Genomic DNA, 15,698 nt, shown 5'->3' on the forward strand with positions numbered 1-15,698 from the left:
TAGACGCTGCCGCCGAGCGTGCAACACATCGCAGTCTGTCGATACAGATAGCTGTCCCTCGCCGGCCTCGGAAGACGGATGGCCGGCGTGGGGGACAGTTCAGCGGAGCCAAGCCAGGGTCCCGGTGCGTGACAAGGCTAGGTGTTTCGGCGAGCTAGCCAGCCTCCTATGAGTGCTCCAGCAACCAATCCGCCGGCGAGTAAGACAGACGCCGGGCGGGAGGATCCCTTCTTGGCTTCAACGGCTGTGGCGGTCGGCGCTCCGGCGATGACCGGAGGTCCTGCCAGAACGGCTTGGCCATAGCTCGCGTCCAGCATGGCGACAAACTTCCGCGACCTTTTGGTTATATAACGGGCAACCCAGACAGGCCGCATCGCCTCCCAATACTCGCGGCCCGTGTCAAACTTGAAGAATCGAGGGAAAACGTCGGCGGCCAGGTATTTATCTTCGAAGAACCCTACTGAGTAGCCGGCATGCACATAGTTCAAGAAGTAGGTGCCAAAGATCTGCCGCCGCACGTCCTCGGCCGTACCGAAGACTTCATGCCCCATGAGCGGGTAGTACGTTTCCGGACGGTCGAGACACAGGGCAAGCATTTGAAGCTGGAAGGCTCGGATCGCCTGGGTCCGAGCTATTTCGGCCTGATGCCGTTGCAGGAAGAGCGAAGCGACGACTCCGATCAACGCCAGTGCGGTCAGGATGGCCGATATCCCACCGTAGGCCTGCCCGACGTTGCTGAGCGTCTCCCAGTGCCCTCGATCAAGGCGGTTAAGCCTTGACAAAATCAACGGGGAGAAGATTATCGCAAGGAATCCGGACAGCCCTGCCATCACCAATGCTGCAATCCTGAAGAAAGGGCTTCGACGATTCATGCGATCTCCTGGCTGAGGCCTGTACCGCCACGGACTCCAGAGCCAACGATGTCATGCGACGCCAAGCGCGACCCGTTGTAGTCGAGGTGTCTGGGCGACCGGCGCCCCGGCACCTGGGCGGGAAGGCGGCGCCGCTTCGGCCACGGCGGTGGGCAGGCTGCGGGGGAACGCGGCCGGGAAGACCCAGGAACATCATGCACCCGGACCGGCCGCATCGGTGCCGTGCTACGGCGTCGCCTGTCCGAGATGTGCTCGGACGGCCGTGACGAGGGCGGATATCGCGCCGTCGTAGGCGTGCTGTGGTGGGAGGAAGGCAACCGGACACCGGGCGCGTGAAGCACCTCGCCGTGGCAATCGGGCAGACCACGTTCGTTCTGGGCACCGACCGGCCGGCCACCTCGGAACCGCGCGAGCGCCGCCGTTCTCAGCGGAGCTGGCCGGCGGCCAGGCCGCTCTGGACCTGGCGGTGGAAGAGGAGGTAGCCGGCCAGGACGGGGAGCATGGCTATGGTCATGCCGGCGAACAGGCCGCTGAAGTCGCCCTGGTAGCCCTCGTTGACGGCCAGCGCGGTCAAGCCCTGGGCCAGCACCCAGTTCTGGTCGGCGCCCTCGCCCTGCATCAGGACTATGGGCAGGACGTACTGGTTCCACTGGAACAGGAAGTTGAAGATGCCGACGCTGACCAGGCCGGGGCGGGCCATCGGCAACATGACGCGGAAGAACAGGCCGAAGTGGCCGCACCCGTCGACCATCGCCGCCTCGGCTACCGCGGTCGGCAGGGTGCGGAAGAACGCGGTCAGGAAGAAGACCGTGAACGGCAGGGAGTACGCGGCGTACACCAGTGTGAGGCCGGGCAACGTGCCGAGCATTCCCAGATCTCGTACGACGAAGAACAGCGGCACCAGCGCCAGGAAGACCGGGAACATCATGCCGCCCACGAAGGCGTAGTAGACGACCCGGCCGCCCCGGAATTTGTAGCGGGCCAGCACGTACGCCGCCATGGCGCCGAACAGCATGGTCAGGATGAGGGCGCCGGTCACCACGATCGCGCTGTTCAGGAAGTAGCGGCCGATGTGGGCCTCGTTCCAGGCCCGCGCCCAGTTCTCCCAGCGCGGCCTCGACGGCAGGCTCCACGGGCTGGTGAGGATCTCGTCGTCGCTCTTGAACGAGCTCACCACCGCCCACAGCAGCGGCAGCGTGGTCAGCAACGCCCAGCCGGCGAGGAACAGGTGGGACAACAGCACGGGCGGCGAGGAGCGAGGCCGGGCGGGCGACTGAACGGGCGCCCGCGGGCGGGTCAGCACGGCCATCTACAACTCCACCCGTTCCCGCCGGGTCACCCGCAGGAACATCGCCGCCACGGTGAGGGTCAGGAAGAACATCGCGACCCCGATGGCCGACGCGTAGCCGAACTGGCCGTCGGCGAACGCCGTCGTGTAGAGCCGCAACCCCACCACGTCCGACGAGGACGACGGGCCGCCGTCGGTGACGATCTGCACGATGGCGAAGCCGTCGATGGCGATGACGGCCAGGTACACCCAGGCGACCTGGATCGTGTCCCACACCAGCGGCACGGTCAGCCGCACCAGCGTGGTGAGCCGGCCGGCGCCGTCGAGCAGGGCGGCCTCGTACAGGTCGCGGGGTAGGGATTGCATGGCCGCGCTGAACAGGACCACGTAGAAACCCACGTTCATCCAGATCATCACGGCCATCACGCACCAGAAGGAGAACCGCGGGTCGCCCAGCCAGGCCACCGCCAGGCCGTCCAGGCCGGCCGCGCGGAGGAAGCCGTTGATCAGGCCGGTGTGCGGGGCGTACATCTCCTTCCAGAGGACGCCGACGATCGCCACCGACAGCACCTGCGGAAAGAAGTAGACGACCCGGTAGAAACCCGCCCCCCGTACGCCGTGGACGCCCACCCGGTCGGCCCGCCCGCCCACGCTGATCATCGAGGCGAAGAAGAGGCCGAGCAGGATCGTCGCCACCGGCAGCAGCACGAGCAGCAATCCGTTGTGCCGCAGCGCGTTCCAGAAATAGCCGTCGTTCAGCAGCCGCCGGAAATTGTCGAGCCCGACGAAGTCGTACGTGGGGGAGAGCCCGCTCCAGTTCGTTCCCGCGATCGGAAACGCCTGCGCGTACGGCGAGACGACGAAAATCCCGTACAGCAGCAGGGGTGGTAGCAGGAAGACGGCGATGAACAGGCGTTTGCCGGGCACGTCAGGACCGCTTGTACTTCTTGATCGCGGGGTCCTGGGCGAACTCGTCGGCCGATTTCTGGATTTTGTCGCACCACTGGGCGGCCGTGATGCGCTTGGCGAACAGTTCGGCGCTGGCCGCGTCGACCCGTTCCCGTTCGAGCTTGCGGTAATACGACGAGTAGAGCCATGTGAACGCGGTGCCCTGGGACGCGTCGATCAGTTTCTGGACCGAGGTCAGGCCCGGGCCGAGTTCGATGCCGGCGCTGGAGCCCTGAACCGCCGTGAGGCTGCTGACCTTGCGGGTGAAATCGGAGGCGCCCTTCTTCGAGAGCATGACGCGCAGGTATTCGAGGCCGCCGCGCACGTTCTTGCCCTTGGACGGCACGACGAACGGTTCGCTGCCGGTGCCGCGGAACGCCTCGTACGGCATCTTGTCGCTCGTGGTGAGGCTCGGCGTAGGCGCGACCGCCATCCGGAAATCGGGCGGGGTGACGGCTTTCTGCTCGTTCTCGAGCCACGATCCGCAGGAGAGGAAGGCGGCCTTGCCCCGGCACCATTCGGTCTGCGACTGGACGTGGTCCATGCCCTCGGCGCCGGGTTCGAGGAATCCGTCGACGGCGAGTTGGTAGTACGCCTCGGCCGCGGTCTTGACCGCCTCGTGTTTCCAGGCGTTCGGCTCGAGGTTGTCGATGGCCTTGATGACCTCGAGGCCGCCCATCTTCCCGGCGGCCGCGATGATCGGCCAGCTCAGGTAACGCGCGTGTTTACCCGGATAGGTCCAGGGCGCGATGCCGGCCGCCTTGATCTGCTGGCACAGGGCGATCATCTCGTCCCAGGTCTTCGGATACGTCCAGCCGTGGGCGTCGAACAGCTTCTGCGAATACCAGATGCCGTACGCGGAATAGGCGTAATTCAACGACAGGAACTTCCCGTCGTACGAACCGACGTCGACGATGCCGGGAAGCAGGGTGTCCCGCACTTTCTTGTCCGGGACGTCGAGGCTCGGCGCGTCCAGCAGCTCGCCGAGGTCGGCCAGGGCGCCCTGCGAGACCAGGCCGTTGAAGTCGATCTGGCTGCCGCCCGAGTTGTTGACGACGTCGGGCGGATCGCCGGCCACGAAACGGGGCTGAAGCGTCTCGGCGATCTGCTGGGTGGCCGAGTGCTTGATCTCCGCCTGGGGGTAGCGCTGCTTGTACATGGCCTCGTGGGCCTTGGCGTAGTCCTCGCCGAAGCCGCCGTTGAAGATGACCACCTCGAGCGGGGCGTCCTCCTTCACGCCGAGCGGGTTGCCCGCGCTCACCGAACCCTTGGCGTCGCCCTCGGAGTCGTCGCCGCCCATCGCGCACCCGGCGAGCGCGCTCGCGGCGGTGACGCCCGCCGCGCCCTGGAGAAGCCCACGCCGGCTGATCGTGTGTTCCATGCTCGGCTCCTATGCGGTCGGTGACGAGGTCCAGCCGTCGGCGATCAGGGGAGTGCGGCCGTCGACGAGAATCGTGCCGGGCTCGTGAACGCGGAGCCGGTCGAGCCGGACGCCGCGGCCCTGCGAATTGGCGTCGGTGCGGTAGGTGAAACGCACCTGAGTCGTGCCGGCCGGAATGGCGGCGCCGGCCGGCCACCAGCGGCGGCCGCCGAAACCGCTGAGCGTGCCGTCGCCGCTCAGGCTGAAGGGCAGAGGCGTCCAGGCCACGCCGTCCGCCGACGACTCGACGGTCAGGATGTCGCGGTTCGGCTCCGTGTCGTACCACAAATGGAAGGAGGCTCGGGCCCGCTCGCCCGCCGGCTGCCGCAGAGGGGCGGTAAGCGTCATGGTGGCGTTGTCGCGTAATTCCGTACGCCAGCCGTGGCCTTTGACGGGATGGGCGCCGGCGAAGGTGCGGGCGAGAGCGCGCCGGGCGACATTGTTGCTTCCCCAGGCGCGGTCCGGGTGGACGCGGTTGCTGAGCAGAATGAGGAACGACTGGTCGAGCGGGTCGATGACGATCGACGTACCGGTGAATCCGGTGTGCCCGAACGTGACCGGCGAGGTCATGCCGTCCATGTACCAGTACTTGGACAGCTCGAAGCCGAGCCCGCGCGCGCTTTCCGGATTCTGCTCGAGCAGGTCGGCGTTGTAGTTGACCAGCGCCCGCCGGACCATTGCGGTGGAGAGGATCCGCTTTCCCCGGTAACTGCCGCCGTTGAGCAGGGTCTGACACAGAATCGCGAGATCGTCCGCGGTGGAGAAGACACCCGCGTGCCCGGCCACGCCGCCCAGCGACCACGCGTTCTCGTCGTGCACCTCACCCCAGACCAGACCCCGATCGACGTACGGCTGGTATTCGGTGGCCGCGATACGCGGGCGAAGCTCCGGCCCCGGGTTGTATCCGGTGTCGCGCATCCGCAGCGGGCCGGTCACGCCGTCCCGTACGGCCCGGTCGAGGGTCTTGCCGGTGACCCGCTCGACCAGAACGCCGAGCGCGATGAGCCCGATGTCCGAGTAGACGTATTTCCGGCCGGGGGTGATCGGCGTGGCCAGCGCGGCCGCGAAACGTTCCTCGGGAGTCTTGTACAGCGAATAGAACGGCAGAAAGGCGGGCAGGCCCGAGGTGTGCGTCAGCAATTGCTTGATGGTCACTGCCTCTTTGCCGCCGGCCGCGAACTCCGGGACGTAGTTCGCGACCGGCGCGTCCAGATCGACCCGGCCCGCCTCGGCCTGCTGGAGCACGACGATCGTGGTGAAGAGCTTGGAGATCGAAGCCAGGTCCCAGAGCGTGTCGGTACGGGCGGGGACGCGCTGCTGGGGGGGAAGCTCGGAGGGGCCCGCGGTGTAGCGGACCGCGTCACCGACCGCGAAGCGTGACACCACGACCCCGTGGTGCGCGGCGAGCACGGTGGCGCCCGCGTACGTGGGGTGATCGGGGTGGTCGGCCGTGGGTCGCAAATACGACTCGGCGATGCCGGGCAGGGCGGCGATCGGGCCGGGCGACAGGCCGGCCTGGCGTGCCGTGCCGGGGCGCAGCACGTCGTGCCGGAAGTGGATGTCGGCCGGTGTGACCAGGCACGCCACCAGCAGAAGGGGTGCGACGAGAGCTGTAATCATCAACGCTCCTCAATACGTCGATTCGTCGAGGATGGAGGTTTCCTTCGTGACTTGCAAGAGGGGCGAAGGTTATTGCCATCGCTCCGTGACCCGGCTACCTTCCGACAACATGCGAACGCGTACGGTCGCTTTTCTCGCCGTTGCCGCCCTCGGGGTGCCGGCCGCCGGGGTGCCGACGGCCTCACCGGTCGAGGCCGCGCTGGCCCGGATGACGCTGCCGGAGAAGGTCGGGCAGCTCTTCACCACGTACGTCTACGGCGGCGACGCGTCGACGCCGTCAGCCGAGAACCAGCGGCTGTACGGGGTGAGCACGCCGGCCGAGGTCGTCGCCAAATACCACCTCGGCGGGGTCATCTACTTCGCCTGGACGAACAGCCTGCAGAACCCGAGCCAGATCGCCACGCTCAGCAACGGGCTCCAGGCGGCGGCCACCGGGGTGCCGCTGTCCATCTCGACCGACCAGGAACACGGCGTGGTCACCCGGATGCCGGCGCCGGCCACCCAGTTCCCGGGCGGGATGGCCCTGGGGGCCGGGCGCAACCCGATCGACGCCTACCGTACCGGGCAGGTCACCGGGGCCGAGCTGCGCGCCGTCGGCATCACCCAGGCCTGGGCCCCGGACGCCGACGTGAACGTCAACCCGGCCAACCCGGTGATCGGGGTGCGCTCGTTCAGCAGCGATCCGAGGCTGGCGGCGGCGCTCACCGTGAGCCAGATCGCCGGACTCCAGACGGGCGCGAACACGTCGGCCGCGGCCAAGCACTTCCCGGGACACGGCGACACGGCCACCGACAGCCACACCGGCCTGCCGGTGATCACCCACACCCGGGCCGAGTGGGAGAGGATCGACGCGCCGCCGTTCAAGGCCGCCATCGCCGCCGGCGCCGACGCGATCATGAGCGCGCACATCGTGGTGCCGGCGCTCGACCCCGCCGGCGACCCGGCCACCCTGTCCAAGCCGATCATCACCGGGCTGCTCCGGGGCGAGCTGGGCTACCGGGGCGTGGTGGTCACCGACTCGCTGGAGATGGCCGGGGTACGGCAGAAGTACGGCGACGAGCGGGTGCCGGTGCTGGCCCTGAAGGCCGGCGTGGACATGCTGCTGATGCCGCCGAACATGCCGGTGGCCTACGACGCGGTGCTCGCGGCGGTGGCGTCGGGTGAGCTGACCGAGGCCCGGATCGACGAGTCCGTACGCCGGATCCTCAAGCTCAAGCAGAAGCGCGGCCTGCTGTCGTGGCAACCGGTCGACCCGGCCGCCGCCGCGCGGATCGTCGGATCGGCCGGGCACCTGAGGGTCGCGCGGAGCGTCACCGACCGCACGATCACGGCGATCCGCAACGACGACGGGGTGCTGCCGTTCACGCGCGGCACGTCGGTGCTGGTGACCGGGTGGAACTCCAGCGCGACGAACAACATCGGGGTGCTCGCCACGGCGCTGGGCGGCACCGGTCTGGTCACGGGCGTCCCGAACGACGCGAAGATCGCCGAGGCGGTGGCGGCGGCGGGGACGCACGATCTGACGGTGGTGCTGACCAGCCGGGCCTGGGACACCACCACGGCCGATCCGGGCGGGCGGCAGCAGGCCCTGGTCCGGGCCCTGGTGGCGACGGGCAAGCCGGTCGTTCTGGTACCGGTCCGCGATCCGTACGACGTCGCCGCGCTGCCCGAGGCGCGTACGTCCCTGGCCACGTACAGCTATTCGGTGGTCTCCATGGAGTCGCTGGCCAAGGTGCTGCTCGGGGTGGTGCCGCCGCGCGGCAAACTGCCGGTCGAGATTCCCGGCGCCTACCCGTTCGGGCACGGGCTGACCTGGAGCGTCCGGTGAGGCGCCGGTCGGTCTTCACCGTGGCCGGGCTGGCGGCGGTGTCGGTTCCGGCCGCGGCCGATGCTTCTCCACCGGCCGGGACACGGGCGCGGGTGCGGACCGGCATGGACCGGCTGGCCGCCTCCGGCTGGGACAGGCTGAAGGGCTCGCGCGTCGGCGTCGTCTCCAACCCGACCGGAGTGGACCGCGACTACCGGCATCTGGTCGACCGGATGCACGAGGACGGCGTGACCATCGGGGGCGTCTTCGGGCCCGAACACGGTTTCCGCGGCTCGGCGCAGGCCGGTGGCAGCGAGGGTACCGGCGTCGACGCGCGCACCGGCTTGACGGTCTACGACGCGTACCTGGCCTCGCTCGAGAAGTGGATGTCGATGTTCACCGCCTCGGCGGTGCGAACGGTCGTCTTCGACATCCAGGACGTCGGCGCCCGCTTCTACACCTACATCTACACGCTGTACGACTCGATGGCCGCGGCCGCCCGGCTCGGCCTGCGCTACGTGGTGCTGGACCGGCCGAACCCGATCGGCGGGCGCGCCCACGGCCCGATGATGACCGACGGCTACACGTCCGGGGTGGGCCGCCTGAAGATCGTCCAGCAGCACGGCCTGACGGTCGGCGAACTGGCCCGCTTCTACAACGGCGAGTTCCTGTCCGGCGCGGTGAACCTCGAGGTGATCACCTGCACGGGCTGGCACGGTGGCCTGCACGCGAGCGACACCGACGTCCCGTGGGTCCTGCCGAGCCCGAACATGCCGACGCCGGACACGGCGGAGGTCTACCCCGGCACCGGCATGGTCGAGGGGGTGTCGGCCCTGTCCGAGGGCCGCGGCACGACCCGCCCGTTCGAACTGATCGGCGGCCCCGGCTTCGACCACCGCTGGGGCGACCGGGTGGCCGCGCACGGCCTGCCCGGCGTGGAGTTCCGCGAGGCGTACTTCACCCCGACCTTCAACAAGTTCACGAACGTCCTGTGCGCCGGCGTCGAGGTGAAGGTAACCGGCAGAGCCGGGTTCGACCCCATCCGTACGGCGGTGGCCATGTTGGTCGAGGCCCGCAAGGAGCCGGCCTTCAGCTGGCGCCTGGACGGCACCCGGCACTGGATCGACCTGCTGACCGGCTCCGCCCGCCTCCGCACCATGATCGACGCCGGCGCCACCCCGGCCGAGGTGACCGGCGCCTGGGCGGCGGAGTTGGCCGCCTTCGAGAAACAGCGCCGCCCCTACCTGCTCTACCCGCGCCCCTCCTCGCCCACCGGGTCTGGTTCGCTCGGCGCGCGGTCCGGGTCGTGAAGGCTGCTGGTCAGGCGGGCGTGCACCACCGGGGGCACGGGGGCGCCGGTGAGCCGTCCGAGGGCCAGGGCCGCGGCCCCGCCGGCGCCGTCGAGCGCCGGCCGGGGCCGTGTGACACCACGGGCCGTCAGGCCGGCCCGCACCGCGCGACCGACCGGTCCGGGCCCGAGCAGCACGGACCCGGCCAGCACCACGACAGCGCCGGGTGGCGGCCCGACGCTGTCGTAGGTGTGCAACAGCCGATTCGCCGCCTCGGCGCAGATCCGCGCCGCCACGGCATCCCCGGCCTCCGCCGCCGCACCGACCGCCGGCGCCAGCACACCGAGCCGCGCCGGGGCGGCGGCGAATCCCGCGGCCACCAGGGCTTGCGCCCGCCGCTCGGCGCTGGCGTTCTGTGTTGTTCCCACCCCGAAGTGGGCCTCGGCGGCCTCCACCATCGCGGTCACCTCGCCTCGGCCGTCCAGGGCGGCCAGGGCGGCCCGCAAAGCCCGTACGCCGATCCACACCGCGGAGCCCTCGTCGCCCAGGAGCCAGCCGTAACCGTCGCAGCGGTGGGCGAGGATCCCGTTCGTGAAGCGGGCGGCCAGGGCGCCCGTGCCCGCGAGCAGGAGCACGCCGTCGGGGGCGGTGGTGCCCGCCGCGTACGCCACCTCGAGGTCGGTCACCGTGACCACCTCGCCGGTCAGGCCGGCACTGTGCCAAGCCCGGCGGGCGGCGGCCCGGAACGCCTCCCGGCCGGCGCCCGCCGAGCCGGCCCCGCCCAGCACGCCGATCCGTACCGCCGAGCGGTCGACTGTGGCCAGCGCCCCGGTGAGCGCCGCCGCCAACGTCGCGCCGATCTCGCCGTGGCTGCTGTTCCGGTTGGCGCCGCCGGACGTGCCGCGGCCCACCACCGTGCCGTCGAGGGTGGCTATCACGCATCTTGTCGTCGTGGCGCCCGCGTCGAGGCCGGCGACCGTCGTCGCGCTCATAGTCCGCTGACCGTACCTCGCCCGTGGAGAGACTGACGATGCCATCAGGAGCGGAAACGATCGTCCGGGCGCGCGGGCTGCTGCCGTCGCTGTCCCCGGCCGAGCAGCGGGTGGCCCGGGTGGTGATCGACGAGGCGGCCACCGCGGCCGGGCTCACCATCACCGATCTGGCCGTGCGGGCCGGCGCCAGCGAGACCACCGTGATCCGGTTCTGCCGGGCCATGGGCTTCGCCGGCTATTCGCAGCTGCGGCTGACTTTGGCCGCCGAGGCCGGTCGCTCGGTTCCCGGCGGGGAGCCGGTCGGCAGCGACATCAGCGCGAGCGACGATCTGGCCCAGGTGGTCAAGAAGATCGCCTTCGCCGACGCCCGCGCGGTCGAGGAGACCGCCTCGCAGATCGACATCGCCGTGCTGGAGCAGGTGGTCGACCTGGTCGCCGGGGCACGGCGGGTGGACATCTACGGTGTCGGGGCGAGCGCCTTCGTGGCCACCGACTTCCAGCAGAAGCTGTACCGGATCGGGCGGGTCGCCTACGCCTGGAGCGACACCCACCTGGCCCTGACCAGCGCCGCCCTGCTCGACGAGCGGGACGTGGCGTTCGGCATCTCGCACACCGGCACGACCTCCGACACCATCGACGCGTTCACCGAGGCCGGCCGGCGCGGCGCCCGGACGGTCGCGCTCACCAATTTTCCCAAGTCGCCCATCACCCGGGCCGCCGATCTGGTGCTGACCACCGCGGCCCGCGAGACCACGTTCCGTTCCGGCGCCATGGCCAGCCGCCTGGCCCAGCTCACCGTCATCGACTGCGTCTTCGTCGGCGTCGCCCAGCGCACGTACGCCGAGACCCGCACCGCGCTCGACGCCACCTACGCGGCGGTGCGGGGCCGGCGGATCGGCGCCGAGCGGAGCCGCGGGTGAGGCCGGTGGACGAGGTGCCGCTGTCGCGCACCGAGCAGCGCAACCCGCACAGCGCCGCGATCGACCAGATGGCCACCCTCGACCTGCTGACGCTGATCAACGACGAGGACCAGCGGGTGCCGGCCGCGGTGGCCGAGGTGCTGCCCGAGCTGGCGGCGGCGGTCGAGCTGGCCGTGACCGCGCTCGCCGGCGGCGGCCGGGTGCACTATGTCGGGGCCGGCACCTCGGGGCGGATGGCCGTGCTGGACGCGGCCGAGCTGATCCCCACCTTCGGGCTGGAGCCGGGCCGGGTCGTGGCGCACATCGCCGGCGGGGCGCACGCGCTGACCCGGCCGGCCGAGGACGCCGAGGACGACGAGATCGCGGGGGCGGCCACGGCCGGCGAGATCGTGCCGGGTGATCTGGTCGTCGGGGTCACGGCCAGCGGCCGTACGCCGTACGTCCGGGCCGCCCTGGCCGCCGCGCGCGCCTGCGGGGCGCACACCGTGCTGGTGTCGGCCAACCCGGCCTCGCCGCTCGCCTCCGGCGTGGACGTGCACATCGCGCCGGACACCGGGCCCGAGGTGCTGACCGGCTCGACCCGGATGAAGGCCGGCACCGCGCAGAAGCTGGTCCTGAACGCCTTCTCCACCGCGACGATGGTCCGGCTCGGGCGCACGTACTCCAATCTGATGACCGACATGCTGGCCAGCAACGCCAAGCTGCGCGACCGGCAGCTGCGCATCCTGGCCGAGGCGACCGGCGCCGACGCGGAGGCGTGCCGGCGGGCGCTGGGCGAGGCCGGCGGCGACGCGAAGGTGGCCGTGGTGACGCTGATCGCCGGGGTCACCGCCGAGGCGGCCGGCCGGGCGCTGGCCGAGACGGGCGGCCACATTCACCGGGCGTTGCGCCATCTGCGTTGACCGATCGGTACGCGTCGATCTAAGTTGCCAGGGAGCCGGCTGGACGGAGTTCCGATGCGACGCTCACCTCTTCTCGCGGCACTGGTCGCGACGGTCCTCGTGGTCACCGCGTGCGGCGGCTCCGGCGACGATCCCGACGACGCCTCGGCCGGGCCGGACAAGGTCAACGCGGGCGTCATCGCCATCGTCGACGTCGCGCCCATCTATCTGGGCAAGGCCAAGGGCTTCTTCAGCAAGCGCGACATCGACCTCACCCTGACCACCGCCCAGGGCGGCTCGGCCATCGTGCCGGCCGTGCTCAGCGGCGAGTTCCAGTTCGGCTTCAGCAACACGATCTCGCTGCTGCTCGCCCAGAGCCGCAAGGTGCCGATCAAGGCCATCTCGAACGGCAACAACTCCACCGGCGTGGACGGGAAGGACTTCGCCGGGCTGTTCGTCAAGGCCGACAGCCCGATCCGTACGGCCAAGGACCTCGCCGGCCGCAAGGTCGCCGCCAACACCTTGAAGAACATCGTCGAGACGAGCGTGCGCGCCTCGGTCCGCAAGGCCGGCGGCGACGCCGCGAAGGTCGGCTTCGCCGAGCTGGCCTTCCCCGACCAGTTGCCGGCCCTGCAGAGCGGGCAGGTCGACGCCATCTTCGTGGTGGAGCCGTTCCAGCAGGCGGCGCTGGCCGCGGGCGCCCGCCGGATCGCCTCCAGTTATGTCGACGTCGCGCCCGACCTCACCGTGGCCATGTACTTCACCTCGCAGGAGCTCCTGGCCCGCGATCCCGACCTGGTCCGGCGGTTCACCGAGGCGATGAAGGAGTCGTTGGCGTACGCCGACGAGCACCCGGACGAGGTGCGCGCGGCCCTGGGCGACTACACCAAGATCCCGCCCGAGGCCCGGGCCGCCCTGGTCCTGCCCCGCTGGCCGTCCGAGGTGAACCGCGCCTCGGTCGAGACCCTGGCCGGCCTGGCTCAGACCGACGGCCTGCTGACCGCGCCGCCGAACCTCGACGCCCTGCTGCCCTGACGCTTCCCCGAACCACTCGACACAACTACAGTCATCAATGTATGGGAGCGCTCCCAATGTTGAGGAGGTAGTCGTGAGGACTCGGATCGCGATGGCGGTGGTTCTGGCCGCGGCGGGCTTGGTGGTGGTACGGGCGCCGGCCGCGTCGGCGGCGCCCGCGTGCACGGTGGGATGGACCGCCAACCAGTGGTCCACCGGATTCACGGCCGACGTCCAGGTCACCAACGGCGGGGCGCCGGTCACGTCGTGGACCCTGTCCTGGACCTTCGCCGGCGACCAGCGGATCACCAACGGCTGGAACGCCACGGTCTCCCAGTCCGGCCCGGTCGTCACCGCGACCAGCGCCGGCTGGAACGGCCCGCTGGCGACGGGCGCGTCGGCCCGGTTCGGCTTCCAGGCCTCGTACTCCGGAACCAACACCGCACCCACCGCCTTCACCTTCAACGGCGTCTCCTGTAACGAGGAGACCACCACGCCACCGCCGACCACCCCGCCGCCGACCACCCCGCCGCCCACCACCCCACCGCCCACCTCGCCGCCGCCGACCTCGACCGGCCCCGGCGACGGGTTCGAGAACCAGGCCGGCAGCGTCCCGTCGGGGGACTGGGCCGTCACCTACCCGGACTGCTCCGGCGCGGGCACCGCCGCCATCGACCGCGCGGTCGCGCACAGCGGCTCGGCGTCCCTGCGCGTGAACGGCGCCGCCGGCTACTGCAACCACGTCTTCGTCCGCAACACCCAGCTCCTCGCCGGCGCCGGAACAGCCTGGTACGTGCGCTTCTGGGTGCGGCACACCACCGCCCTCCCGGCCTCGCACGTCACCGCCGTGGCCATGCGGGACTCGGCGGACGGCGGCCGCGACCTGCGCTTCGGCGGCCAGAACGGCGCGCTGCAGTTCAACCGCGCCTCCGACGACGCCACCCTGCCCGAGCAGAGCCCGGCCGGCGTCGCCCTCTCCGCCCCGCTGCCGGTGAACACCTGGAACTGCGTCGAGTACAAGGTGGACGGCGCCAACGGCACCATCGAGACCTGGCTGAACGGCACTTCGGTCCCCGGCCTCCGGGAGGACGGCGTACCGACCCACGACATCGACAGCCAGTGGCTCAACCGCACCTGGCGCCCGGCCCTGACCGACCTGCGCCTGGGCTGGGAAAGCTACGGCGAGGGCGCCGACACCTTGTGGTACGACGACGTGGCCGTCAGCGCCGCACGAAACGGCTGCTGACCACCGCCGTACGGGAAAGCAAGTGAGAGTTCCGCCTCCTGGTTTGTCTCGGGTGCTCTAGTTACCTTCCGGTAACCAGAGCCCCGTGGAGGCCGGACATGCTCAAATGCACCCTCACCGCCGCCGTTCTGCTCACCGTCTCGATCGCCGTGCCCACGCCCGCGCGGGCCGCCGCCGTCACGATTCCCGCCTTCTACACGCCGCCGGCGACGCTGCCGGCGGCCGACGGCGCGCTCGTTCGCACCGAGCCGCTGCCGCTCGCCCTGTCGCTGCCGGGGATCAGTGGAACCCTGCCCGGCAGCGCGACCCGGATCATGTACAAGTCGACCGACGCGTCCGGCCGGCCCGTCGCCGTGACCGGCGCCTACGTCGAACCGGCCACGGCCTGGCGCGGGCCGGGCGCCCGGCCGCTGGTGGTCCTCGCGCCCGGCACGATGGGGCAGGGCGACCAGTGCTCCACCTCCCTGGCCCTGCAACGGGGCCTGATCCTGGGGCAGGAGCAGGGGCAGACGACCATTTCCATCGGGTACGAGGTGCTGGCCCTGTACCGGCTCCTGGCCAAGGGCATCGCCGTCGTGCAGACCGACTATCCGGGGCTGGGCACGCCCGACCGGGTGCACACGTACGTCAACCGCGTCGACCAGGGGCACGCCGTGCTGGACGCGGCCCGCGCGGCCCGGGCGCTCCCGAACACCTCGCTCACGGCGGCGTCCCTCGTCGGCCTCTACGGATACAGCCAGGGCGGCGGTGCGGTCGCCTCGGCGGCGGAGCTCCAGTCGGCGTACGCGCCGGACGTCCGCCTGAAGGCCACCTACTCGGGTGCTCCGCCGGCCGACCTGGCCGCGGTCACGGCGGCCATCGACGGCAGTGAGCTCGCGGCCGCCCTGGGCTGGTCGGTGAACGGTTTCGTGCAGTCGGAGCCGGCCCTGCGGCCGCTGGTCGACAAGTACCTGAGCGACGCCGGCCGGGCCGCGCTGAAGTCCATGTCGACGATGTGTGTCGGGGACGGCATCTTCGGCTACGCCGGCCGGAAGAGCTCGTCGTGGACCACGTCCGGCCAGTCCCTGGCCGAGGTCACCGCAGCCGAGCCCGTCCTGCGCGCCTTCATCGACGACCAGCGCATCGGCACCCGCAAGCCCACGGGCGTCGTCCGGGTCGCCACCGGCGTCCGGGACAACCTCGTGCCGCACGGCCAGGCCCGCACCATGGCCGCCGACTGGTGCCGCCTCGGCGGCAATGTCGTCTACGCCCCGATCGCCCAGCTCGAGTCGGGCAGCGCCCTGCTGAACCACTTCGGCCCCCTGCTGACCGACCAGGGCACCGCCGTCGACTGGCTCACCCACCGCCTGTCCGGCCTCCCCGCCCTCTCCACCTGCGCGATCCTGCCCGTACAGCCGTGAG

13 protein-coding genes are annotated in these 15,698 nt (G+C 70.7%); 7 read left to right on the forward strand and 6 right to left on the reverse strand.

Annotation, left to right across the window (positions count from 1 at the left end):
* Positions 1 to 137 precede the first annotated feature (137 nt).
* The 5 genes from ACGFJ7_RS30875 to ACGFJ7_RS30895 form a co-directional block, all read right to left on the reverse strand.
* On the reverse strand, positions 138 to 872 hold the full coding sequence (locus ACGFJ7_RS30875; protein WP_392645222.1) for a DUF6082 family protein: 735 nt from the start codon (positions 870 to 872) through the stop codon (positions 138 to 140).
* Positions 873 to 1,296: 424 nt separating this feature from the next.
* Positions 1,297 to 2,181 (reverse strand): carbohydrate ABC transporter permease, encoded by an 885-nt coding sequence (locus ACGFJ7_RS30880; RefSeq protein ID WP_392645224.1) that lies wholly within the window; start codon positions 2,179 to 2,181, stop codon positions 1,297 to 1,299.
* Positions 2,182 to 3,087, reverse strand: a complete 906-nt coding sequence (locus ACGFJ7_RS30885) for a carbohydrate ABC transporter permease (RefSeq protein WP_392645226.1) — start codon at positions 3,085 to 3,087, stop codon at positions 2,182 to 2,184.
* 1 nt (position 3,088) lies between these two features.
* The gene (gene ngcE, locus ACGFJ7_RS30890) at positions 3,089 to 4,489 is read right to left on the reverse strand and encodes an N-acetylglucosamine/diacetylchitobiose ABC transporter substrate-binding protein (RefSeq protein ID WP_392645227.1); all 1,401 of its coding nucleotides are present in this window, start codon (positions 4,487 to 4,489) and stop codon (positions 3,089 to 3,091) included.
* 9 nt (positions 4,490 to 4,498) lie between these two features.
* Positions 4,499 to 6,148 carry a serine hydrolase gene (locus ACGFJ7_RS30895; RefSeq protein WP_360260910.1) on the reverse strand — a complete coding sequence of 550 codons (1,650 nt, stop codon included), beginning with the start codon at positions 6,146 to 6,148 and terminating at the stop codon, positions 4,499 to 4,501.
* Positions 6,149 to 6,257: 109 nt separating this feature from the next.
* On the opposite strand from ACGFJ7_RS30895, the gene ACGFJ7_RS30900 reads away from it, so the two are divergent.
* Both ACGFJ7_RS30900 and ACGFJ7_RS30905 read left to right on the forward strand, forming a co-directional pair.
* The gene (locus tag ACGFJ7_RS30900) at positions 6,258 to 7,976 is read left to right on the forward strand and encodes a glycoside hydrolase family 3 N-terminal domain-containing protein (RefSeq protein WP_360260912.1); all 1,719 of its coding nucleotides are present in this window, start codon (positions 6,258 to 6,260) and stop codon (positions 7,974 to 7,976) included.
* Positions 7,973 to 9,265 (forward strand): exo-beta-N-acetylmuramidase NamZ domain-containing protein, encoded by a 1,293-nt coding sequence (locus tag ACGFJ7_RS30905; protein ID WP_392645229.1) that lies wholly within the window; start codon positions 7,973 to 7,975, stop codon positions 9,263 to 9,265. The genes ACGFJ7_RS30900 and ACGFJ7_RS30905 overlap by 4 nt, the downstream gene beginning before the upstream one ends.
* On the opposite strand, the gene ACGFJ7_RS30910 is transcribed toward ACGFJ7_RS30905, so the two are convergent.
* Complete coding sequence (locus tag ACGFJ7_RS30910; protein WP_392645231.1) at positions 9,205 to 10,236, reverse strand: BadF/BadG/BcrA/BcrD ATPase family protein; 1,032 nt, start codon at positions 10,234 to 10,236, stop codon at positions 9,205 to 9,207. The two genes, ACGFJ7_RS30905 and ACGFJ7_RS30910, sit on opposite strands and share 61 nt — an antisense overlap.
* Before the next feature lie 38 nt (positions 10,237 to 10,274).
* On the opposite strand from ACGFJ7_RS30910, the gene ACGFJ7_RS30915 reads away from it, so the two are divergent.
* From ACGFJ7_RS30915 to ACGFJ7_RS30935, 5 genes are all read left to right on the forward strand, one after another.
* Entirely contained in the window at positions 10,275 to 11,156 is an 882-nt protein-coding gene (locus ACGFJ7_RS30915; protein ID WP_360260919.1) for a MurR/RpiR family transcriptional regulator, read from the forward strand.
* The gene (murQ, locus tag ACGFJ7_RS30920) at positions 11,153 to 12,058 is read left to right on the forward strand and encodes an N-acetylmuramic acid 6-phosphate etherase (RefSeq protein WP_360260921.1); all 906 of its coding nucleotides are present in this window, start codon (positions 11,153 to 11,155) and stop codon (positions 12,056 to 12,058) included. The genes ACGFJ7_RS30915 and murQ overlap by 4 nt, the downstream gene beginning before the upstream one ends.
* A 54-nt stretch (positions 12,059 to 12,112) precedes the next feature.
* The gene (locus ACGFJ7_RS30925; RefSeq protein WP_392645233.1) at positions 12,113 to 13,072 is read left to right on the forward strand and encodes an ABC transporter substrate-binding protein; all 960 of its coding nucleotides are present in this window, start codon (positions 12,113 to 12,115) and stop codon (positions 13,070 to 13,072) included.
* Positions 13,073 to 13,145: 73 nt separating this feature from the next.
* Positions 13,146 to 14,297 (forward strand): cellulose-binding domain-containing protein, encoded by a 1,152-nt coding sequence (locus tag ACGFJ7_RS30930; RefSeq protein ID WP_392645235.1) that lies wholly within the window; start codon positions 13,146 to 13,148, stop codon positions 14,295 to 14,297.
* A gap of 98 nt (positions 14,298 to 14,395) precedes the next feature.
* Complete coding sequence (locus tag ACGFJ7_RS30935; protein ID WP_392645237.1) at positions 14,396 to 15,697, forward strand: lipase family protein; 1,302 nt, start codon at positions 14,396 to 14,398, stop codon at positions 15,695 to 15,697.
* Position 15,698 lies beyond the last annotated feature (1 nt).

The sequence above is a fragment of the Actinoplanes sp. NPDC048988 genome, from assembly GCF_043197815.1.
In the GTDB taxonomy this organism is placed as follows: Bacteria; Actinomycetota; Actinomycetes; order Mycobacteriales; family Micromonosporaceae; genus Actinoplanes.

Bases quoted from the DNA above. Each gene is read 5' to 3' on its own strand.
- ACGFJ7_RS30875 (WP_392645222.1), bottom strand. From the start codon at position 872: ATGAATCGTCGAAGCCCTTTCTTCAGGATTGCAGCATTGGTGATGGCA.
- ACGFJ7_RS30880 (WP_392645224.1), bottom strand. From the start codon at position 2,181: ATGGCCGTGCTGACCCGCCCGCGGGCGCCCGTTCAGTCGCCCGCCCGG.
- ngcE (WP_392645227.1), bottom strand. From the start codon at position 4,489: ATGGAACACACGATCAGCCGGCGTGGGCTTCTCCAGGGCGCGGCGGGC.
- ACGFJ7_RS30895 (WP_360260910.1), bottom strand. From the start codon at position 6,148: ATGATTACAGCTCTCGTCGCACCCCTTCTGCTGGTGGCGTGCCTGGTC.
- ACGFJ7_RS30900 (WP_360260912.1), top strand. From the start codon at position 6,258: ATGCGAACGCGTACGGTCGCTTTTCTCGCCGTTGCCGCCCTCGGGGTG.
- ACGFJ7_RS30910 (WP_392645231.1), bottom strand. From the start codon at position 10,236: ATGAGCGCGACGACGGTCGCCGGCCTCGACGCGGGCGCCACGACGACA.
- ACGFJ7_RS30915 (WP_360260919.1), top strand. From the start codon at position 10,275: ATGCCATCAGGAGCGGAAACGATCGTCCGGGCGCGCGGGCTGCTGCCG.
- ACGFJ7_RS30925 (WP_392645233.1), top strand. From the start codon at position 12,113: ATGCGACGCTCACCTCTTCTCGCGGCACTGGTCGCGACGGTCCTCGTG.
- ACGFJ7_RS30935 (WP_392645237.1), top strand. From the start codon at position 14,396: ATGCTCAAATGCACCCTCACCGCCGCCGTTCTGCTCACCGTCTCGATC.